The 19,429-nt window shown below is 60.3% G+C and carries 19 protein-coding genes and 1 pseudogene; 12 read left to right on the forward strand and 8 right to left on the reverse strand.

Features of this window, described 5'->3' with window-relative positions; all coding sequences use genetic code 11:
• Positions 1-637 precede the first annotated feature (637 nt).
• Positions 638-1,012, forward strand: coding sequence for an RcnB family protein (locus ACZYGA_RS12930; RefSeq protein ID WP_084208865.1), 375 nt, complete (start codon positions 638-640; stop codon positions 1,010-1,012).
• A 95-nt stretch (positions 1,013-1,107) separates the two neighbouring features.
• Here the strand turns inward: ACZYGA_RS12930 and ACZYGA_RS12935 are convergent, their stop codons facing one another.
• The gene (locus tag ACZYGA_RS12935) at positions 1,108-1,716 is read right to left on the reverse strand and encodes a helix-turn-helix domain-containing protein (protein ID WP_176502569.1); all 609 of its coding nucleotides are present in this window, start codon (positions 1,714-1,716) and stop codon (positions 1,108-1,110) included.
• Positions 1,717-2,118: 402 nt separating this feature from the next.
• Between ACZYGA_RS12935 and ACZYGA_RS12940 the strand changes: the two genes are divergently transcribed.
• The 10 genes from ACZYGA_RS12940 (at position 2,119) to ACZYGA_RS12985 (ending at position 10,394) form a co-directional block, all read left to right on the forward strand.
• Positions 2,119-3,177 (forward strand): type 2 periplasmic-binding domain-containing protein, encoded by a 1,059-nt coding sequence (locus ACZYGA_RS12940; RefSeq protein ID WP_191236868.1) that lies wholly within the window; start codon positions 2,119-2,121, stop codon positions 3,175-3,177.
• A gap of 79 nt (positions 3,178-3,256) precedes the next feature.
• Positions 3,257-3,772, forward strand: a complete 516-nt coding sequence (locus ACZYGA_RS12945; protein ID WP_084208863.1) for a TRAP transporter small permease subunit — start codon at positions 3,257-3,259, stop codon at positions 3,770-3,772.
• Positions 3,769-5,097 (forward strand): TRAP transporter large permease, encoded by a 1,329-nt coding sequence (locus ACZYGA_RS12950; protein WP_084208862.1) that lies wholly within the window; start codon positions 3,769-3,771, stop codon positions 5,095-5,097. The genes ACZYGA_RS12945 and ACZYGA_RS12950 overlap by 4 nt, the downstream gene beginning before the upstream one ends.
• A gap of 31 nt (positions 5,098-5,128) precedes the next feature.
• Complete coding sequence (locus ACZYGA_RS12955; protein WP_255303005.1) at positions 5,129-6,169, forward strand: Ldh family oxidoreductase; 1,041 nt, start codon at positions 5,129-5,131, stop codon at positions 6,167-6,169.
• 305 nt (positions 6,170-6,474) lie between these two features.
• On the forward strand, positions 6,475-7,569 hold the full coding sequence (locus ACZYGA_RS12960; RefSeq protein ID WP_404626939.1) for an ADP-ribosylglycohydrolase family protein: 1,095 nt from the start codon (positions 6,475-6,477) through the stop codon (positions 7,567-7,569).
• Between the two features lie 838 nt (positions 7,570-8,407).
• Positions 8,408-8,752 carry a hypothetical protein gene (locus ACZYGA_RS12965; protein WP_479399301.1) on the forward strand — a complete coding sequence of 115 codons (345 nt, stop codon included), beginning with the start codon at positions 8,408-8,410 and terminating at the stop codon, positions 8,750-8,752.
• A gap of 67 nt (positions 8,753-8,819) precedes the next feature.
• Positions 8,820-9,158, forward strand: a complete 339-nt coding sequence (locus ACZYGA_RS12970; RefSeq protein WP_077377132.1) for a hypothetical protein — start codon at positions 8,820-8,822, stop codon at positions 9,156-9,158.
• A gap of 66 nt (positions 9,159-9,224) precedes the next feature.
• Positions 9,225-9,563, forward strand: coding sequence for a hypothetical protein (locus tag ACZYGA_RS12975; protein WP_077377132.1), 339 nt, complete (start codon positions 9,225-9,227; stop codon positions 9,561-9,563).
• 67 nt (positions 9,564-9,630) lie between these two features.
• Positions 9,631-9,969 (forward strand): hypothetical protein, encoded by a 339-nt coding sequence (locus ACZYGA_RS12980; RefSeq protein ID WP_341542903.1) that lies wholly within the window; start codon positions 9,631-9,633, stop codon positions 9,967-9,969.
• 77 nt (positions 9,970-10,046) lie between these two features.
• Positions 10,047-10,394 (forward strand): hypothetical protein, encoded by a 348-nt coding sequence (locus ACZYGA_RS12985; protein ID WP_479399303.1) that lies wholly within the window; start codon positions 10,047-10,049, stop codon positions 10,392-10,394.
• Positions 10,395-10,878: 484 nt separating this feature from the next.
• Here ACZYGA_RS12985 and ACZYGA_RS12990 read toward each other — a convergent pair whose 3' ends face one another.
• The 7 genes and pseudogenes from ACZYGA_RS12990 to aptA form a co-directional block, all read right to left on the reverse strand.
• Positions 10,879-11,292, reverse strand: coding sequence for a DUF6691 family protein (locus ACZYGA_RS12990; protein WP_404626945.1), 414 nt, complete (start codon positions 11,290-11,292; stop codon positions 10,879-10,881).
• Entirely contained in the window at positions 11,289-11,789 is a 501-nt protein-coding gene (locus ACZYGA_RS12995) for a YeeE/YedE family protein (RefSeq protein WP_404627003.1), read from the reverse strand. Before ACZYGA_RS12995 ends, ACZYGA_RS12990 begins: the two co-directional genes overlap by 4 nt.
• A gap of 179 nt (positions 11,790-11,968) precedes the next feature.
• Positions 11,969-12,097 carry a putative transporter small subunit gene (locus ACZYGA_RS13000; RefSeq protein WP_218024758.1) on the reverse strand — a complete coding sequence of 43 codons (129 nt, stop codon included), beginning with the start codon at positions 12,095-12,097 and terminating at the stop codon, positions 11,969-11,971.
• 83 nt (positions 12,098-12,180) lie between these two features.
• Positions 12,181-13,834: pseudogene (locus tag ACZYGA_RS13005) on the reverse strand (sodium:solute symporter family protein).
• Positions 13,835-14,796: 962 nt separating this feature from the next.
• Positions 14,797-15,108, reverse strand: coding sequence for a putative quinol monooxygenase (locus ACZYGA_RS13010; RefSeq protein ID WP_404626949.1), 312 nt, complete (start codon positions 15,106-15,108; stop codon positions 14,797-14,799).
• A gap of 217 nt (positions 15,109-15,325) precedes the next feature.
• Positions 15,326-16,816 carry a CoA-acylating methylmalonate-semialdehyde dehydrogenase gene (locus ACZYGA_RS13015; RefSeq protein ID WP_404626951.1) on the reverse strand — a complete coding sequence of 497 codons (1,491 nt, stop codon included), beginning with the start codon at positions 16,814-16,816 and terminating at the stop codon, positions 15,326-15,328.
• Between the two features lie 119 nt (positions 16,817-16,935).
• Positions 16,936-18,285, reverse strand: a complete 1,350-nt coding sequence (gene aptA / locus ACZYGA_RS13020; protein WP_077377099.1) for an omega-aminotransferase AptA — start codon at positions 18,283-18,285, stop codon at positions 16,936-16,938.
• Between the two features lie 150 nt (positions 18,286-18,435).
• On the opposite strand from aptA, the gene ACZYGA_RS13025 reads away from it, so the two are divergent.
• Positions 18,436-19,422 (forward strand): LysR family transcriptional regulator, encoded by a 987-nt coding sequence (locus ACZYGA_RS13025; protein ID WP_404626953.1) that lies wholly within the window; start codon positions 18,436-18,438, stop codon positions 19,420-19,422.
• The last annotated feature ends 7 nt before the right edge of the window (positions 19,423-19,429 follow it).

A 19,429-nucleotide genomic window follows, 5' to 3' on the forward strand; every position in this document is an offset into this window, starting at 1 on the left:
CTCAGGTGTGGTGCAAATGATCGATGAATGGTCATCAAAACGCAAAGCCCGCGTGCTTGAACTTTGGGCTATGTCCTCGGGTGATCTCGGAGATTCTGGTCTCGTTGGGGCTGAAGGCCGCATGAAACGTGGGGTTACGGGGAAATGTCGGTGTCAATGACACGATTCAGCAAAGTGGATTTTTCCGTTCTCACGCTCTGTCCGGCGATGGAAACCTGGTGTCCTGGCGAAACCTGCCTATAGAGAAGGTGATGAGAGATCGAGTCGAGCATGGTTTGGGTGAACCAATGTGGTGCATGACTCGCTATCGATTTTCTGGCAGGTACTCGGGCACTGAGGAGGCAATGGGGGAGGCAATGGAGGAGCGAGCGAAGTGCGCAAGACAGGCATGGCGGTACCGTGACCGCTCACCGAGAGAGATGGTGCAAGGCAGCAGGGTGTTGGGTAGAAGCGACATCAACTTCGTCACCAGGCGACGTAATATGCACAAAATAACGACAAAGATCGGGAAAATTGAGACATCTTGCGGCCTCCTCGGGATGTCGATAAGGTTATGCAACACTGTTTCCTAATCAGGAAATGCCCTTATTGACACCCGGCGCCGACAGGGCGGCGGGGCACTGCGAGGAGGCCAGCCATGCGAACACGCACACTGACCATTCTGATGATGATCGTTTCCCTGATGGGCGCTCCCCTGGCGCAGGCCGGGCCGCATGATCGTGGTCATGGCCATGGACATGGTCATCACGACAAGCACCATCACAAGAAGCACTACAAGAAACATCACAAGCATCAAGAACGCCGCCACGAGGCGCGCCGTGATCATCATTGGCGTCGTGGCGACCACCTGCCGCGTCACTATTATTCCGATCAGCGTTATTGGGTAAAGGACTGGCATCACCGTCACCTGTCCAAGCCGCCGCGCGGACATCGGTGGTTGAACATCGATGGGCGTTATGTGCTGGCAGCTGTGGCGGGTGGCGCGATCACTGCCATCATTCTCAATCGCTGATCACTCGGATCGTTGTTCTCGGCTGCTCAAGCCAGCTTCAAGAAAAGGGCCTCTCATGAGGCCCTTTTTGCATGCGCCGTTTGCCGGCAGTGGCTTCAGGCGTAGGCGCTGCATACCCAGGTCATGGTCGCCGGGGTGTCGCCGTTGTAAGTGATGGCGTGTCCGAGGGTGCTGTCGAAGGCCAGGCTATCGCCGACCTTGAGATGGATGGGGTCGTAAAGCTCGGTCCAGACGGTCACCTCGCCGCTGGTCACGATGATCTGTTCCTGGCCGGAGTGTTTCTGCAGGCCGCCGAATTCCTCGAGACTGCGATTGAGCACCGTGGTCTCCAATACCATGTACTCCTTGGACGCCACATTGTTGCAAAGCGGCCGATACCGGTAGTTGGGCGTCTCGATGACGTCTCCCTCCTGCGCTCGCGTCAGGGCGAGCCACCCCCGAAATGACGTGTCTTCCGTGTGATAGAACAGCTCGCTGACATCCACCTTCAGGCCCTTGGCGAGATTCACGATCGCCTCGAAGGTCGGTGAGATACGTCCATTCTCGATTCTCGACACGCTGGCCGCCGAGATTCCTGACGCGCTGGCCACGGCCGCGATGGTCAGTCCCTTCTCCTTGCGTAGCGCCTTGAGGTTGTCACCAATGGCGCCTGCCTTGCGTTCTCTATGCTTCAGAGCGATCGGCGTTTCCTGGTGAGATGTCATGTCAGCGTGCTCCATCGTGATCGTCTGCAATTGTCGGGTCCTTGAGCGTTGTCAGTGCGCAGCGCCTGTCGGCTGAAAAGCGCTTGCCACCGCGTGCCGAGTCATGGGGAAGCGGCGTGCTCGTAGGTCTTGATAGGGTTCATTTAGAGCTTCCTCGTGCAAAATGTCGAGCCAATATTCACATTTGACGCAATGTTGCGTATATGCAACTCTGGTTCCTGAAGTGAAATTGCTGGTGGTGGATCTGCTCGCCTTCGTAGACGTCATGTCGCGCCCGGTGGAGGTCTTCCAGCGAGAGAATGTGTGATCGCGGGCATCGTGAGATGGGGGATGCCCGTACTGCGGTGCAAGACGCTCAGAGACGGAATCACCTTCGACTGGAACAATACGAGGAAAACAAGAATGCATAGCCTCACGAAAAATGTGCTCGGCATGGGCATCGCAGCCGGTCTGCTGGTCACCTCGACCACCCAGGCCGCCGATATCGAGTGGAAGATGGCAACCCCCTGGGGGGGCGGCCCCTGGCTTGAGCGAGATGCCAAGACGTTTGCCGATTATGCCAATGAGCTGACCAATGGTGACGTGAGCATTCAGGTGTTCCCGGGCGGTACGCTGGGTGGCGCGCTGCGCGTGACCAATACCGTGAAGTCCGGTGTCGCGCAGGTCAGCCACAACTACATCAACTATGACTACGGGACTGACCCGACGGCGGCGCTGTTGGCTGGGCACTCCAGTGGCCTGACGCCGGAAGAGTTCATGTTGTGGATGTACGAGGGTGGCGGTGTCGAGCTCTATGAAGCGTTCCGTCGTGAAGTCTTCGGAGTCGTGGCCTTCCCGTGCTCCACCCTGGGCACCGAGATATTCCTGCACTCAAGCAAGAAGGTACAGACGCTGGAAGACTTCCAGGGACTGAGACTGAGAACATCCGGTGCCTGGGCGGAAATCGCCTCGCGCCTGGGGGCCTCTACCGTGGTGATGGCGGGCAGTGACATCTACACGGCGCTGGATCGTGGCGTCATCGATGCCGCGGAGTGGGGCAGCCCGGAGCTCAACAAGCCGACCGGCTTCCAGGACGTGGCGCAGTACGTCATCCTGCCCGGCGTCCACCAGTCCGGTGGCATCCTCGAGTGCGAAGTGAATGTCGATGCCTGGGATGGCCTGAGCGAAGCCCAGCAGAGTCAGTTGCGTCTTGCCGGCAAGTTGAGCGTGTTCGAATCCTGGCTCGACAGCTCCTATGCCGACCTCAAGGCCTTCAAGGAGCTGGAAGAGGGGCCCAACGAAATCGTGCAGCTGGATCAATCCTTCATCGATGCCATCTACGAAGAGACACGTGCCTGGGAAGATGAGAAGGCGGGTGAGAACGAGTGGTTCGCGCGCGTGCTCGAGTCACAACGTGCCTTCAAGGACAGCATGACCACCTGGCAGGATTACCGTCTGCCGATCGGGGAAATGGGGCGCTGAACCCCGCAGGAACTGACGTTTCCGGCACAGGCAAGGCCCTTGCCTGTGCTTCCCCCTGGCTGTCATTCGGTAGGTTGTCATGAAAATAGTCGATGCCATTGAGCGTCAAACCCGTTGGGCGGGGTATCTGGGGGCTGTCCTGATACTGCCGCTGGTGCTTGCGCTGGTCTATGAGGTCTTCAGTCGCTATGTGCTGGGAAGGCCCACCCTGTGGGCGTTCGAGGTCAGCTACATGGTGATGGGCGCCATCTTCATGTTTGGCATGGCGAATGCACTTCGCGTGGGCCAGCACGTCAGTGTGGATGTGTTGAGTCAGAATTTTTCGCCACGTCTGAAAGCCGGGGTGCATCTGGCCTGTTATGGCGTATTGCTCCCCGTACTGGGCTGGCTGGTCTGGGAGCTTTCGTTCTATGCGATCGAGGCCTTCTCCAGCAATGAGCGCTCTGGTCGCTCGGCCTGGAATCCGGTGATCTGGCCAGTCTTCGGGGTGTGGTGGCTGGGCTTTGTCTATCTGACGCTGCAGGTGATCGCGGAGATGTTCAAACTCTGGAGCACGTTGCTGGGCCATGATCATGGCGCGGAGGTGTCCTCATGAGCGATTTCCTTGCCCTGATCATGTTCCCGGCCCTCATCGCGCTGATCGTGCTCGGCTTCCCGATCGCCTTCTCGATGATCGTCGTCGCGACGGTCTTCGGCGTCGCCCAGTTCGGTGATGCCGCTGCCTATCAGTTGTTGACCAAGATCGAAGACACGGCGTCCAACTCCATTCTGGCGGCCGTACCATTGTTCATCTTCATGGGCGCGATGCTCGAGAATTCCGGCATCGCCGAGCGGCTGTTCGGTGCCATCCATCTGTGGACGCGCCGGTTGCCGGGTGGGCTGGGGGTCGGTGCGGTCATCATGGGGACCATCTTCGCGGCTGCCAGCGGCGTCGTCGGGGCGACCGAGGCAGTGATCGGCATGCTGGCAGTGCCGGTCATGCTCAAGCATCAGTATGACAAGTCACTCATCTCCGGCACCATCTGCGCCAGTGGCTCATTGGGCACGGCGATTCCGCCTTCCATTACCGTGGTCATTCTCGGGCCTGTCGCGGGTGTCTCCGTCGGGTCACTGTTCAGTGGTCTGCTGATTCCGGGGCTTCTGATGGCGCTGTTGTTCCTCGTCTATATCGTCGTGGTCTGCGCCCTGAAGCCTGCGCTTGCGCCGCGACTGAAAGAAGATGAGCAACATCCGGGCTGGGGCAAGCTGCTCACCATCACCCTGAGTGCATTGCTGCCGACCATGAGTCTGATCATGGTGGTGTTGGGCACGATTCTGATGGGCATCGCCACGCCGACGGAAGCGGCAGCCTGTGGTGCACTAGGCTCTGTCTTGCTGGCGCTGGGCTATCGCAACCTCACGCTGTCCATCCTGTGGAATGCCGCGATACGCACGCTCAACATCACCGCCATGATTCTGCTGATCGTGCTGGGTGGCAACATGTTCGCCGGTGTCTTCTTCGCCTCCGGTGGCATGGCGACCGTTCAGTCGCTGCTGCTGGATACCGGCATGAGCCCATGGTTCATTCTCGGTGCCATCCTGCTGATCGCCTTCCTGGCCGGTTTCGTGCTCGACATGATCTCGGTGGTGCTGATCGTCATCCCCGTGGCCATGCCGGTCATCGGTCTGCTCGGGTTTGATGAGATCTGGTTCTGCGTGGCCTTCCTCATCGTGATGCAGACGAGCTATCTGACCCCGCCGCTTGCCCCCTCCATCTTCTATCTACGCGCCATCACGCCTGCCGAAGTGACGCTCAAGCACATGTACAAGGGGGTCGTGCCTTTCATCGTCCTGCAGCTGGTGGTACTGGCGTTGATTCTCACATTCCCGGGGCTTGCGCTGTGGTTGCCTGATGCCATCAGCGGGCCGTCCTGGAAATGATGGTCGCCTTATCGAAAAGGAACGCGTTCGCATGAGTGATGCAAAGCACGAAGATACTGAAATGGACATCAATCTCGATCGAGAGGCGCTCACCTCGCTATGCCACAAGGTGCTGACACGCCATGGCTTCAGCGAATCGAATGTCGAGGCCATGAGTGATGCGCTGGTCGCGGCCGAGATGGATGGCTGTCGCTCCCATGGGCTCTATCGCCTGATGGGGTTCGTGGCCACGCTGAACAATGGAGGAGTGGTGCCGGACGCCGTGCCGGTGGTCGAGGATACGGCGCCCTCCGTCGTCAAGGTGGATGCCAAGGGTGGTTTCTCATCGCTGGCCTTCCAGCAGGGCGTGCCTGAGTTGCTCAGCAAGGCGAGAGCCAATGGGATTGCCATTCTGGCCATCAACCATTGCGTGCATGGCACGGCATTGTGGGTCGAGATCGAGCGGCTGACGCGGGAAGGGCTGGTAGCCATCGCCTGCAACCCGACCCAGTCGTACATGGCGCCGCATGGAGGCAGCCAGCCCCTGCTGGGCACCAACCCCATTGCCTTCGGCTGGCCGCGCGGGGATGGCAATCCCTACGTGTTCGACTTCGCGACCAGTGCCATCGCACGTGGCGATATCGAGCTGCATCGTCGTCAGGGGGACGAGATTCCGCTGGGCTGGGGGGTTGATCGAGACGGTACGCCGTCCCGTGACCCGGCCGAGGTGCTGGATCATGGCGCGATGCTGCCGTTCGGTGAGCACAAGGGCTCTGCGCTGGCGATCATGATCGAGCTGATCGCAGGGCCGCTGATCGGTGACATGCTCAGTATCGAATCCAGCGAGCATGATCAAGGCAAGGGCAGCCTGCCGTATCATGGGGAGATGATCATCGCGATGGACCCGGCGCGTCTCACGGGGGGCAGCCCCCAGCAGCACATGCTGCGCTCTGAACGGCTGTTCGACCTGGTCAAGCAGCAGGGCGCGCGTCTTTCCTCCGAGCGTCGCTATCAGGCTCGCCAGAAGCATCTGGAGGAGGGCGTCACACTCTCCCGGGCGCTGTATGACGACATCCTCGAGCTTGCCTCCTGAGAATTTGCCTGCGCCGAGCAGCCGAGTCATCGCTGACAGGCACGCGGCAGGACGTCATGAGGGCATGAGGTCATGACTGCCGCAAGAAGAACGGCCGCCCCTGGGCGGCCGTTCTTCTATATAAGGTGTCCATCGTCGTCGCTGTCATCCTCAGTGCTCACCGATACTGGGGGCCTATCCAGTTCTGCCTGATTATGTGCACCACCGGATGTGGGCGTTTTTCCGCAAAGGTGCCGTTGCTGCTAGCGTAAGCCGTGTTGAGGGTCGTTGATGCCATCTTGATGGCCATTGAAGGGGAAAGGGACATGACGCTTGAGACGATATCGCGGTTTCGGGGTTGCCTGTTGGGTGGTGCGGTGGGAGATGCGCTGGGGGCGGCAGTGGAGTTCCTGTCGCACGAGGAGATCCAGGCGCGCTTCGGAAGTGAAGGAATACGCGATTACGCACCGGCCTATGGCGGGCTGGGGCGGATTACCGATGATACGCAGATGACACTGTTTACCGCCGAGGGTCTGTTGCGTAGCCACGTGCGCGGCTGTCTGAGAGGCATCACGACGCAAGGTAGCCTGGTCAACAGTGCCTATGAACGTTGGCTGTACACCCAAGGGGAACGCAAGCAAAAGGCAACGGAACAGGAATGGCTGGACAGTGGCTGGTTGATCAAGCAGCCGGCACTGCATTCGCGCCGCGCCCCGGGCATGACGTGTCTGTCCGCGCTCAAGCAGGTGCGCACCTACAGTGACACCGCGCAGAACGACAGCAAGGGCTGTGGGGGTGTGATGCGCGTGGCACCCGTCGGCTTGTTCGCGCATGTGATGGGGGCCTCCCATGAGATGTGCTTCGCGCTCGGGGAAGAGGTCTGCGCGCTGACCCATGGCCACGTGACCGGTCAGCTGACGGGCGGCGTGCTGGCGGTGATGACCCAATGCCTGGTGGCGGGTGACTCGATGGCACAGGCACTTGCGCACGCCATGCGCATTCTCGAGCGCAAATCAGGCTGCGAAGAGACCATGCAGGCCCTGAAGCAAGCCTGCGAGCTTGCCGAGTCCGACACTGCGCCGCAGGTGGCTGTCAGGATGCTGGGGTTGGGATGGATCGCGGAAGAGGCCCTGGCGATGTCCGTGTATTGCGCACTCACCGCGCGGGATTTCCGCTCCGCGATCCAGATCGCGGTCAATCATGATGGGGATTCGGATTCCACGGGGGCCATCACGGGCAACCTGCTCGGGGCGCAATGGGGAGAAGAGGCGATACCTGCTGATTGGCTGGAGCCGCTTGAACTGCGAGAGGTCATCGGCGAGGTCGCCCAGGACCTGCACGATTGCGCTCGCTGGGAGCTCTATACCGACGGGGGTGGCAAGGACGAGCGGTGGGTCTGGGAGAAATACCCGGGCTATTGAGATACGCGCAACGCTAGCTGACTGAACGCGGGGCAATCCTTGGATTGCCCCGCGTTTTCGTGTCTGACGATGCCTTTTTGCCGGCTGTCACGAAACGTCGGTAGCGCAAAGGTGAGGGCATGCCTCAAGTGGGCGATCCGAGGACAACATCAGAGGGTTTCGTAAGCGATTGATAACGCTGCGGTTATTACCAAAGTCGTAGACTGCTGCCTGACCAGACGTTCAATACAGGCTTTTATTGGTTCGTCAGTGGAATCAATGCTGTTCCAGTGGGGGGATATGTGCCGATGCGGGATTCGTCCACAATGCGCTCACTCCACATGGCATGAAACGGCAGTCTGGATCTGGTCGACGGCAGGCACCTGTCAAGACGCCTGCGACTTTTTTGAAGATGGCATGCATCCAACCCGTTTGCTCAAGCGTAATACTCATCAAGCACAACGGTGAGGGTTTCAGCAGGGTAAGAGGACAAGTTGCTGATGAATGTCTTTCTGATGATTGCGACCAAAGTTTAAACGTCATACGGCAGTGTCCTGGACAGTGCCAAGCATTTGATCCGCTCTCGATCATGGGATGTCCGCACCTTCAAGGTTGTACAGAAGTGATGCAGAAGAGGGTTGAAGGTTGTACCTCTTGAGGTTCACCAACACTCCTCAGGAGCAGGGCAATGCCCAGGCAACGCAATCTGGTTCTTTGATGGAAACAGTGAGCTGCCAGCAGCACGGCTAGTGTGATAGCGCAATAATCATTAGTCTGTTAACAAGCTAGACGGATGCAGCCAAGACTGCATACGACATCACAAGGGCAATATTGCCCAGGACATAGAAAGGAAAACCCAATGAAAACTCTGAATCTCAAGACTCTGATCGCCGCCGCCGCTCTCGCCACCGTCAGCACCGCCACCTTCGCGGCTGATGACAGCCCGGCCGCCCAGCGTGTCCAGCAGTCCGTCAGCCAGGACGTCGTCGTCGGCACCGCCCAGCAGGCCCCGACGGCACAGGCCACCTTCGCGGAAACCGGCAAGAGCGTCGCGGCAGGTCGTGTCGAGACCGCCCTGACCCAGTCCTCCATTGAAGGGCAAGGCAGCGCTAACGCCAGTCGTGAACAGGTCTTCGACAATGACGCTGGCAAGAGCGTCGCCGCGACCCGCGTTCAGCACGCCCTGAGCGACAGCAACGTCTGATTGACCATCATCCCTGACCTGCATTTCCAAGACTGATCATCACTTCATCTTCATCGAGGAAATCATCATGAACACTATCAAGACCCTGATCGCCGCCGCCGCTCTCGCCACCGTCAGCACCGCCACCTTCGCGGCGGATGACAGTCCGGCCGCCCAGCGTGTCCAGCAGTCTGTCAGCCAGGACGTCGTCGTCGGCACCGCCCAGCAGGCACCGACGGCTCAGGCCACCTTCGCGGAAACCGGCAAGAGCGTCGCGGCAGGTCGTGTCGAGACCGCCCTGACCCAGTCCTCCATTGAAGGGCACGGCAGCGCTACCGCCAGCCGTGAACAGGCCTTCGACAATGACGCTGGCAAGAGTGTCGCCGCTACCCGCGTTCAGCACGCCCTTAGCGACAGCAACGTCTGATTGACCGTCATCCCCGACCTGCATTCCAGGTCTGATCATCACTTCATCTTCATCGAGGAAATCATCATGAACACTATCAAGACCCTGATCGCCGCCGCCGCTCTCGCCACCGTGAGCACCGCCACCTTCGCGGCGGATGACAGCCCGGCTGCCCAGCGTGTCCAGCAGTCCGTCAGCCAGGACGTCGTCGTCGGCACCGCCCAGCAGGCCCCGACGGCTCAGGCCACCTTCGCGGAAACCGGCAAGAGCGTCGCGGCAGGTCGTGTCGAGACTGCCCTGACCCAGTCGTCCATTGAAGGGCACGGCAGCGCTACCGCCAGCCGTGAACAGGCCTTCGACAATGACGCTGGCAAGAGTGTCGCCGCTACCCGCGTTCAGCACGCCCTGAGCGACAGCAACGTCTGATTGACCGTTATCCCTGGCCTGCATTTCCAGGCCTGATCATCACATCATCTTCATCGAGGAAATCATCATGAACACTATCAAGACCCTGATCGCCGCCGCCGCTCTCGCCACCGTGAGCACCGCCACCTTTGCGGCTGATGACAGCCCGGCCGCCCAGCGTGTCCAGCACAACGTCAGTGAAAGTGTCATCCATGGTGCCGCTCAGCAGGCACCGACAGGCCAGGCGACCTTCGCGGAAACCGGCATGAGCACTTCTGCAGGCCGTTTCCAGATTGCCTCCGGTGACGACGAGATCCGTGGACATGACCGCTCCATCCACCTGCAGGAATTCGATGTCGCCAATGATTCAGGCGATAGCGTTGCCGGCACCCGTGTTCGTCACGCCGTGAGCGACGTCAACGTCTGAGACGCCCGATGTCTGCGTCAGGCGCTTGCAGGCCAGTTGTCTGCACTGACATGACCTTTTTCAATAGGAGAACCCCCATGCAATCTCTCAAGTCTCTATTCGCCATTGCCGCATTGTCCGTTGCCGCCACTGGCCTGGCCTCTGCCAATGACAGCGAAGCCGATGCCCGCGTACGTGCCACCCTCAGTGATCGCGTGATCATGGGTCAGGCACAGCCGGTCACTCACCAAGCCACACTGCACCATGATGATGTCGTGAAAACCGGCATGAGTGTCGCTGCCAGCCGCGTCCAGACATCCATCAGCAACGCCGGCATCCAGGGCACCACCCGTGCACTGGCAAGCGATTCGGCGGATTACGCCAACGATGCCGGCAAGAGTGTCTCTGCCACACGCGTCGAACATGCCTTGAACGAGAGCGCGTAACCGCTCGCGGCAACGCAATAGTCCCCGACTCTGCAAGACAGCCAAGGACGCCGATATGCCATCGACCTACCTCTATCAGTTGCTGAATGGACCCACTGACCATCACGTTGTCTCCTGATGGTCAGTGCTCCAGAGAACAACTCGTGAGAGAGAAGAACGCTTGAGCAAGTGTTTTGACCCGAACGCAAGACCGCACTCGTCGTCAATGGCAGAACCCTTGCTCAAACGCTTTCCTGTCCTGAATGTCCTGTCCCGACATTCCCTGCCCGCCATTGGCGGGCTTTTTTTGGCTTTTCGACGCTTCATGTGGATGTGACTTCATCCAGCACACGACCCACGGGGCTGTTGATCAGCGAGATCATCGCAATGAGGTCCCTTGAGAGAAAGGGCGTCGTGTGGTCGTGGTGACTCGCCTTACATGAGAAACGCCCGCCATTCGGCGGGCGTTTCTCATGCAAGGATTTTCTCTTGCGTGGCGCTCGGATCAGTGAGTGCGAGTCAGGCGCGTGGCCAGCCACCAGCCCAGTAGCATCGTCAGTAGAAAACCCGCCAATGGCAGACTCATGGCGCTGCTGGAGACGATGGCAGGCCCGGGGCAGTATCCGCTCAGGCCCCATCCGGTACCGAACAGGGCCGCGCCGAGCAGCAGGCGGCCATCGATATCGCGGCGCGTAGGCAGTTGGAAGCGCTCACCCAACAGGGGAGTGCTGCGTCGCCAGGCGAGGCGATAACCGAGGAAGGTGGTGATGACTGCCCCGCCAAGCACGAAGATCAGCGTGGGGTCCCAGTCTCCGGCCACGTCGAGAAAGCCGACGACACGCGCGGGGTCGGTCATGCCGCTGAGTGTCAGGCCGAGGCTGAAGACCAGCCCGGTGATGAAGCCGGTGACAGCTTTCATGGTGACTCTCCCAGCAGATGTCGGGTCACGAAGACCGTCAGCATGGCGATGGCCACGAACACCCCCGTGGCCACCAGCGAGCGCGGGGAGAGACGCGCGATGCCGCAGACGCCGTGGCCACTGGTACAGCCGCCGCCGATGCCTGTTCCCATGCCCACCAGCAGGCCGGCGAACATCATGCTCAGCACCCCGCTGGTGGGATCGCCGATCAGCGCATCCGTGCCCTCGGCCACATTGCCCCAGTCAAGATTGAACAGCACAAGGAGCAGCGGGCCGCTGATCAACCCGAGCACGAAGGCGATACGCCAGCGGCGGTCCGGGCCTGATTCCAGCAGCGCGCTCCGCGTGATGCCACTGATACCGGCGATACGTCCCAGAAAGGCCATCAGCATCACTGCCGAGAGACCGATCAGGACGCCGCCGGCGAGTCCTTTCATGCTGCTCATCATGTCCATGTGGTTCGTCCTCGTGTCGCGGTCATCCTGCGTTGCGACGATGATATGCTCGTGCCTGGCGAGCGCCAACCGTCATCGCCCACCGACTGCTGAGTCTGCTGGTCATGACATTTGCCCATCGGGTGGCCTGAGTGGATCCGGTTGACCCGACAGCTACGGAAAGGCCCGCCTCGAGCATCTCGGGGCGGGCCTTTCCGTAGCTGTTCTATGTGTAGGCAAGGTCAGACCAGCTCGCGGTGCTCCTGGCGAGCGCGACGACTGTCACGCACCACGGCGCCGCAGATCACGGCGAGTACGCCAAGGGTCAGCAATGGCCAGATGAGGACATAGGCGGCAAACAGGAATGTCATGGGTGTGTGTCTCCTGAAATGTGCAGTAGGAAAGTCCCCGGCGACGCCAAGGGCCGCCGGGGCGCTTGTGGCAAGCATCCCGATCAGGTCAGGGACTCGTCGTAATGGCCGACCTTGTCGGTGATGGTGGTGAAGTCAAAGCGCGGCTGGCGGCTGGCGAGACTCATGATCACGCAGACCAGGGTGCTGGTGCCGTAGGCCGTGAGCGAGGCCAGCAGCACGGTGTAGTCACGCAGTTCGCCGGTCGCGAAGGCGACCATGGCCAGCATGGCCAGCACGCCGGCGACCAGTCCGGCGATGCGACCGAGAAAGCCGAAGACCATCAGGCCGATGATGACGCCGCCGCCGATGCTGGCGAGCAGCTCGAAGATCAGCCCACTGATACCCTCCAGCGGCACCCACTTCGAAGCGTGCCATGCAGAACACCACCATGGCGACCAGGACGGAACTGGTGAAGGCCAGGTTGGTGATGCGATCACAGAAGCAGCTGGCGATCACCGGGAAGACGATGGCGCCCCAGAGTGCGCCGACGAAGACCAGCATCACCAGAATATCCAAAGAGAAGCTGGCGAAGACGATCCCCAGCACGGTGGCGATGATCATCGTCAGACGACCGACCAGCAACATGCGGCGAGGGTCGGCCTTGCCACGGGCGATGTTCTTGCCGTAGACGTCTGCCATCATGATCGCCGAGAGTGGCGAGAGTGCCGAGAGATCGGAGTCAGCGGTGGAGGACAGCGAGCCGATCACCAGGATGAAGAACAGGGCGATGAAGAAGGGCGGCAGGTACTCCGACACCATCTGCGGAATCAGGTTGTTCATGTCGCCATTGAGCGGCTCGACCCCGAGGGTCAGCGCCATCAGACCGATCATCCCCAGACCGATCACGATGGCACCGTAGCCGACGGTAGCCGTGATGAAGGTCGGCTTGATGTGATCTTCATTGACCGCGAACAGGCGCTGGGAAATCGTCTGATTGCCGATGGCATACGCCAGCACGGCCACGAAGAAGGGCGCCCCCTGATTGAGGATGGCATCAGTCGAGAAGAAGTCGGCCTGTTGCGGCGTGACATGCTTGAGCCCTTCCACCAGCTCCGAAGGGCCCCCCATGGCAAAGAACACGGCCGGAATGATGACGATGGCGATGGCCATCAGTGCCACCAGCTGGGCGAAATCCGTCAATACCGAGGCGCGGAAGCCCGACCAGAGCGTATAGTAGAGCACCCCGACCCCCGCCAGGATGACGCCTGTCTGGAAGGACAGCGGCGACAGCACCGAGACAAGCGCACCGGCGGCCGTGAAGTTGACCATCAGGCTGATGACGCTGCCCAGCACGTTGGAGAAGGCCAGAATCAGCTGGCTGCTCGAACCGTGGCGTGCATGGATCAGCTCGCCCAGCGTATGGGCGTTGGGGGCCAGCTTGCGGAAGCGGCGGCCGAAGGGATAGATGAACAGGATCATCAGCGCGCCCCAGAATCCATAGTGGATCGGGCCTGACACGCCATAGGTATAGCCGGAGGTGGCAGCGGTATAGAAGGAGGCGGCCCAGATCCAGGTGGCGGTCATGCTGGCAGCGCCCATGCCGAAGCCGACACGGTGGTTGGACACCATGAACTCGTCAGCATCTTCCTTTTTCTTGCGAATGGTGAGAGTGATCAGGTAGGTACCGCCATAGAAGGCGATCAGCAGGAGAAGAACGGTAATGGTCGAGAATTGATAGAGAGAGTCGTTGTTCAAGTACGGAGCCTCCAATGGATGACAGAACACCTGTTGACCTGAGCAGCGAGCTGTTCAGGAGTGCGGTGATGAGAGTCATGAAAGGAAGGTTCTGAGCCGTCTTGCCTTGAGATGGTTGTCGTGTCCAAAGCGTCTTCGTCTGGTGAACAGGCAGACCCTGTCACACTTGCGAGCTACGAGGTGTCAGCACTTTCCAGGGAAGAAAGTGCGGGGTGGCGGGCGTCGTGGCATGCACTTGCCCTCATCAGCGTAATGCTGCGTCATGGATTCCCTCTCTTATCGATAATGTCGAGGTTTCGACAGTCTTTCGAAAATACTGGTGATCCAGTGGGTCGCGAGTCCTGGTGCTTTCGGTGAGCGTTAAGATTGAGTTAATGAAGGCTGCATACCTTAGTGTCTGGTTTGCGACATGTCCACCCTTGACAGATTCCAGCAGATCGCTATCAAGTATTATCTAAACTCCAGGTCCATAAAGATGGCGTCATGCCCAGAGATATCTAGCGATTTATTGAATCTTCGTTCAATATAAATCAAGTGTAATTCTTGGTGTTTCAGGACGTCAAAGTCTGTCATTTAATATCATTGAGATGTGCGAATCCCCCTTATTTTCCTGGTGATACCTCTCGGATCATTTAAGGATTCGCTCTGCCTAATCGTGGGGTTTCATGTTGCTGGATCTTTAATGATTTCACGCAAGTGGCTGTTTTAAAGGTTGTTTGTCTATTATTGCTCAGCGTTCGGCCAGTTCTCATGAATACTGTGATGACGAGGAGGGCGCGAGAGGAGTACGAAGAGAGGGCGAGAAGAGTGCAAGGAGAGGGCGAGAGGAAAACAAGGAAAAAGGGAAGGCTGTCTCGACGGTTGTACGGCACCTTTCTGGCCGATGAGTCAAAAAAACCGCCCCCTGAAAGGGAGCGGCAAGATGATGTTTTCAGTGCAGAGCACGTCACTGAGGGGCGTCTTCATCCCGCCGGGCTCAGAATGCGGATATCGCCATCGGCAATCCAGTCACTGGCATTGTCGCGGAAGCGCTGCATATGTTCCGTCTCGCGATGGGCCTGCAGGGCATCATGGGATTCCCAGGCTTCTACCACGGTGATGGTGTCGGGGCGTGGGTCGTTGTCCTTGTCGGCGGCGCGCTCGGAGTCCAGGCACGGGTGGTAGGCGTGGCAGCCATCTTCCTCGCGCACGGTGGGCGCGACGGCGCAGAGTTCATTGAAGACATCCTGAACGTGACCTTCCTTGGCGGTAACGGTGGCGATTACCCAGATCATCCTGGCTCCTTGTGACGGTGTTGACCGCAGTTGTGGCAGGGATTCTCGTGATGAGATGTCCTGACTATGTGGAGTCGTTTCTGGCCACTGCAAGGGGCGGCGGCTGACTGCCGGCATGATCTCGCGTGATGCGCACACCAAAGCGCCGGACAGCAGGGCTGTCCGGCGCAGTTGTCACCAGGCAATGATCCGTGGATCAGGCCGGGAAGGCGATCGATCAGGACGGGAAGGCGAACTGGGCGCCTTCACGCAGACCGGCGGAAGGCCAGCGCTGGGTGATGGTCTTGCGGCGAGTATAGAAGCGCACCGCGTCCGGGCCGTAGGCGGACAGATCGCCGAACAGCGAGCGCTTCCAGCCACCGAAGCTGTGATAGGCGACCGGCACCGGCAGCGGCACGTTGATGCCGACCATGCCGACCTGGATGTGATCACTGAAGTAGCGGGCGGCTTCGCCATCTCGGGTATAGATGCAGGTGCCGTTGCCGTATTCGTGATCATTGATCAGCTGCATGGCGGCTTCCATCGAATCGGCGCGCACGACCAGCAGCACCGGGCCGAAGATCTCTTCCTGATAGCAGGTCATCTCCGGGGTGACACCATCAATTAGGGTGCCGCCGACGAAGAAGCCGTTCTCGCCGCCTTCGACCTGCGGATTGCGGCCATCGACCACCACCTTTGCGCCTTGCTGCTCGGCGCTATCGATGTAGCCCACCACCTTGTCGCGATGCGCCGCGGTGATCAGCGGGCCGAAATCATTGCCCTTGTCGCTGTAGATACCGACCTTAAGGCCTTCCATCTGCTGCTTCATCTGCGCGATCAGCTTGTCGGCGGCGTCATCGCCCACGGCCACCGCGACGGACAGCGCCATGCAGCGCTCACCGGAGGAACCGAAGGCGGCGCCATTCAGTGAGTTGGCCACGTATTCCATGTCGGCGTCCGGCATCACGATGGCGTGGTTCTTGGCACCACCGAGGGCCTGACAGCGCTTGCCGTTGGCGGCGGCGCGGCTGTAGATGTACTCGGCGATCGGCGTGGAGCCCACGAAGCTGACCGCCTGTACGCGAGGGTCATCCAGCAGCGTATCGACGGCTTCCTTGTCGCCATTGACGACATTCATGACGCCGGCCGGCAGGCCAGCCTCCATCAGCAGCTCGGCGATGAACAGCGTGGAGGTCGGGTCGCGCTCGGAGGGCTTGAGGACGAAGGTGTTGCCGCAGGCGATCGCCATCGGGTACATCCACAGCGGCACCATGGCCGGGAAGTTGAACGGCGTGATGCCGGCAACGACGCCCAGTGGCTGGAATTCGCTCCAGGAGTCGATGCCCGGACCGGTATTGCGGCTGTGCTCACCCTTGAGCAATTCCGGAGCGCTGCAGGCATATTCGACATTCTCGATGCCGCGCTGGAGTTCCCCCAGCGCATCGTGACAGATCTTGCCGTGTTCCTGGCCGATCAGGCGGGCGATCTCGTCGGCGTGCTCTTCCAGCAGCTGCTTGAAGCGGAACATCACTCGGGCGCGCTTGATCGGCGGCGTGTTGCGCCATTCCGGGAAGGCGGCGGCGGCGGCCGCGATGGCTTCCTCGACGGTCGCCTTGCTGGCCAGGCGCACCTGACCGCCGACCTCACCGGTGGAGGGATTGAAGATGTCCTGGGTACGGCCTTCGCTGTGATCGAGGTTGCCGTTGATGAGGTGACCGAGCGTTTTCATTGTTGTGGGCTCCATGAGATGACTTGCAAGAAAAAGGGCAGTGATGGGGCTGGCGTCGCTCGCCAGTCCGAACGTGATCGTCAGTCCTGAACGTGATTGTCAGTCTTAAGCGTCGATCATCAGTCCTGTGCGGCGAAGGCATCGCCCAGGGCATTGATCAGACGGTCCAGTTCATCGTGCTCGGTGATGAACGGCAGGCCCAGCTGGATGGTGTCGCCGCCGTAACGCACATAGAAGCCGGCCTTCCAGCAATGCATGGCGATCTCGTAGGGACGCCGCGCCGGCTCGCCGGGATAGGCCTCGACCTGCAGAGCACCGGCCAGGCCGTAGTTGCGAATGTCACTGATGTAGCGAGTGCCCTTGAGCTCGTGCAGCTTCTTCTCGAACACCGGGCTCAGTTCACGGACACGGGGGATGAGCTGGTCATTCTCGAGCACGTCGAGAGCCGCCAGTGCCGCGGCACACGCCACCGGGTGACCGGAGTAGGTGTAGCCGTGGGGAATCTCCATCATGTAATCGGCGCCGCCGTTGTCCATGAAGGTCTGGTAGATATCGCCCTTGACGACCACGGCACCCATCGGCACCGCGCCATTGGTAAGCTGCTTGGCGACATTGAGGATGTCCGGTGTGACACCGAATTCCTCGGCGCCGCTCATGGCGCCCATGCGCCCGAAGCCGGTGATGACCTCATCGAAGATCAACAGGATATCGTGCTGGTCACACAGCTCGCGCAGTCGCTTGAGGTAGCCCACTGGCGGCGGCAGCACGCCGGCGGAACCTGCCATCGGCTCGACGATGACGGCCGCGATGTTGGAGGCATCATGCAGCGCGATCAGCTCCAGCAGCTCATCGGCGCGCTCGGCACCGGTCTGGGGCATGCCGGGGGTGAAGACATTTTCCTTGAGCAGGGTATGCGGCAGATGGTCGGCATCGACCCCCTGGCCATAGAGCGTGCGGTTGGCGCCGATGCCGCCGACGCTGAAGCCCCCGAAGTTGACACCGTGATAGCCCTTGCTGCGACCGATCAGCTTGGTCTTGGTCGGCTTGCCTTTCTTGCGCCAGTAGGCGCGCGCGATCTTCAGTGAGGTATCGGCGCTTTCGGAACCTGATCCGGTAAAGAAGACGTGATCCAGCCCCTCGGGCATCAGTCCTGTGATGCGATGTGCCAGCTCGAAGGCCTTGGGGTGGCCGTACTGGAAGGATGGCGCGTAATCCAGCTCGCGCAGCTGTGCGCTGACCGCTTCGGCGATCTCCGGGCGGCAATGGCCGGCACCGCAGGTCCAGAGACCCGACAGGCCATCGAAGATCTGGCGTCCCCGGGAATCCGTGAAGTAGGCACCCTGCGCCTTGGTGATGATGCGTGGGTCCTGCTTGAACTGCCGATTGGCCGTGTAGGGCATCCAGTAGGCGTCAAGTTGTTCCTTGCTCAATCCTGCCTGGGCGGAAGGGGATGTGTCGAAGGCGGTCATGATGTCTCCCGAAGAGTGCTGTTGTTGTTGGATCTCGGCTCCTGTCTGGCTAGATTAGAAAGCCCTTTTGATAAGATAAATGCCGTTGTCTTTATCTTCAGGAAAGCATTTACTTAACTTTCCATATCGTGGAACTCAGGAGGGCAGACCATGCGCAAGGACGGCATGAGAGGACAGCTTGGCGATGCCGATCTGCGCTTGCTGCGCATCTTTCGCAAGGTGGTGGAGTGCGGCGGCTTCTCGGCGGCCGAGATCGAGCTCAATATCAGTCGCTCCGCCATCAGCATGGCGATGAGTGACCTGGAGACGCGGCTTGGCCTCAAGCTCTGCCAGCGGGGTCGCAGTGGTTTTGCGCTCACCAATGAGGGAAGAGACGTCCATGAAGCCGCGATGCAGATGCTGGCAGCGGCGGAAGGCTTTCGCACGCGCATCAACGGACTGCACGCCTGGCTCAAGGGCGAGCTGAACATCGGCATCACCGACAACCTGGTCACTATGCCGGAGATGCACATCACTCACGCCCTGAGCGCACTCAAGAAGCACGGTCCGGAAGTGAAGATCAACATCCGCATGATCCCGCCCAATGAGATCGAGCGCGCCGTACTGGATGGGCGATTGCATACCGGCGTGATCCCGACGCTCAAGACGCTGCCGGGACTCGAGTATCGTTCGCTCTACGAGGAAACCTCCTGCCTTTACTGCGCGCGGGGCCATGTGCTGTTTCGCGAGCCCCGGGAAGGCGACACTCGCGCGCGCGGACGCCCGGTGGGGCAGGAGGAAATACGCCAGCATGATGCCGTGCTGCCTGCCTACGCGCAGACACCCACGATCAAGGCGCTGCATGAGCCACTCAGGGCATCCGCCTCGGCGACCGACCGCGAGGGCATCGCCTTTCTGGTGCTCTCCGGGCGTTATCTCGGCTATCTGCCCACCCACTATGCCGAGCGCTGGGTGCGCGATGGCCAGATGCAGGCGCTCAGCCCGGTGGCCAACTCCTATGTCACCTATTACAGCGCCATCACGCGCAAGAGCCGCGCACCCAATCTGGTGCTGGAGCGTTATCTGACCGAGCTGGACGCCCTGCGCCAGGCGACACCGACACGGAAAGCGCCATCTACTAAGGAGGGCCGGTCATGAACCAGCA

It is taken from the genome of Cobetia sp. BL01 (genome assembly GCF_056493605.1).

What these genes read in the sequence shown, in the direction of transcription:
- ACZYGA_RS12980 (WP_341542903.1), top strand. Translation starts at nt 9,631, where the DNA reads ATGAACACTATCAAGACCCTGATCGCCGCCGCCGCTCTCGCCACCGTG.
- ACZYGA_RS12975 (WP_077377132.1), top strand. Translation starts at nt 9,225, where the DNA reads ATGAACACTATCAAGACCCTGATCGCCGCCGCCGCTCTCGCCACCGTG.
- ACZYGA_RS12930 (WP_084208865.1), top strand. Translation starts at nt 638, where the DNA reads ATGCGAACACGCACACTGACCATTCTGATGATGATCGTTTCCCTGATG.
- ACZYGA_RS12985 (WP_479399303.1), top strand. Translation starts at nt 10,047, where the DNA reads ATGCAATCTCTCAAGTCTCTATTCGCCATTGCCGCATTGTCCGTTGCC.
- ACZYGA_RS12945 (WP_084208863.1), top strand. Translation starts at nt 3,257, where the DNA reads ATGAAAATAGTCGATGCCATTGAGCGTCAAACCCGTTGGGCGGGGTAT.
- ACZYGA_RS13025 (WP_404626953.1), top strand. Translation starts at nt 18,436, where the DNA reads ATGCGCAAGGACGGCATGAGAGGACAGCTTGGCGATGCCGATCTGCGC.
- ACZYGA_RS13010 (WP_404626949.1), bottom strand. Translation starts at nt 15,108, where the DNA reads ATGATCTGGGTAATCGCCACCGTTACCGCCAAGGAAGGTCACGTTCAG.
- ACZYGA_RS12990 (WP_404626945.1), bottom strand. Translation starts at nt 11,292, where the DNA reads ATGAAAGCTGTCACCGGCTTCATCACCGGGCTGGTCTTCAGCCTCGGC.
- ACZYGA_RS12960 (WP_404626939.1), top strand. Translation starts at nt 6,475, where the DNA reads ATGACGCTTGAGACGATATCGCGGTTTCGGGGTTGCCTGTTGGGTGGT.
- aptA (WP_077377099.1), bottom strand. Translation starts at nt 18,285, where the DNA reads ATGACCGCCTTCGACACATCCCCTTCCGCCCAGGCAGGATTGAGCAAG.
- ACZYGA_RS13000 (WP_218024758.1), bottom strand. Translation starts at nt 12,097, where the DNA reads ATGACATTCCTGTTTGCCGCCTATGTCCTCATCTGGCCATTGCTGACC.
- ACZYGA_RS12965 (WP_479399301.1), top strand. Translation starts at nt 8,408, where the DNA reads ATGAAAACTCTGAATCTCAAGACTCTGATCGCCGCCGCCGCTCTCGCC.
- ACZYGA_RS12940 (WP_191236868.1), top strand. Translation starts at nt 2,119, where the DNA reads ATGCATAGCCTCACGAAAAATGTGCTCGGCATGGGCATCGCAGCCGGT.
- ACZYGA_RS12950 (WP_084208862.1), top strand. Translation starts at nt 3,769, where the DNA reads ATGAGCGATTTCCTTGCCCTGATCATGTTCCCGGCCCTCATCGCGCTG.
- ACZYGA_RS12955 (WP_255303005.1), top strand. Translation starts at nt 5,129, where the DNA reads ATGAGTGATGCAAAGCACGAAGATACTGAAATGGACATCAATCTCGAT.
- ACZYGA_RS12935 (WP_176502569.1), bottom strand. Translation starts at nt 1,716, where the DNA reads ATGACATCTCACCAGGAAACGCCGATCGCTCTGAAGCATAGAGAACGC.
- ACZYGA_RS12970 (WP_077377132.1), top strand. Translation starts at nt 8,820, where the DNA reads ATGAACACTATCAAGACCCTGATCGCCGCCGCCGCTCTCGCCACCGTC.
- ACZYGA_RS13015 (WP_404626951.1), bottom strand. Translation starts at nt 16,816, where the DNA reads ATGAAAACGCTCGGTCACCTCATCAACGGCAACCTCGATCACAGCGAA.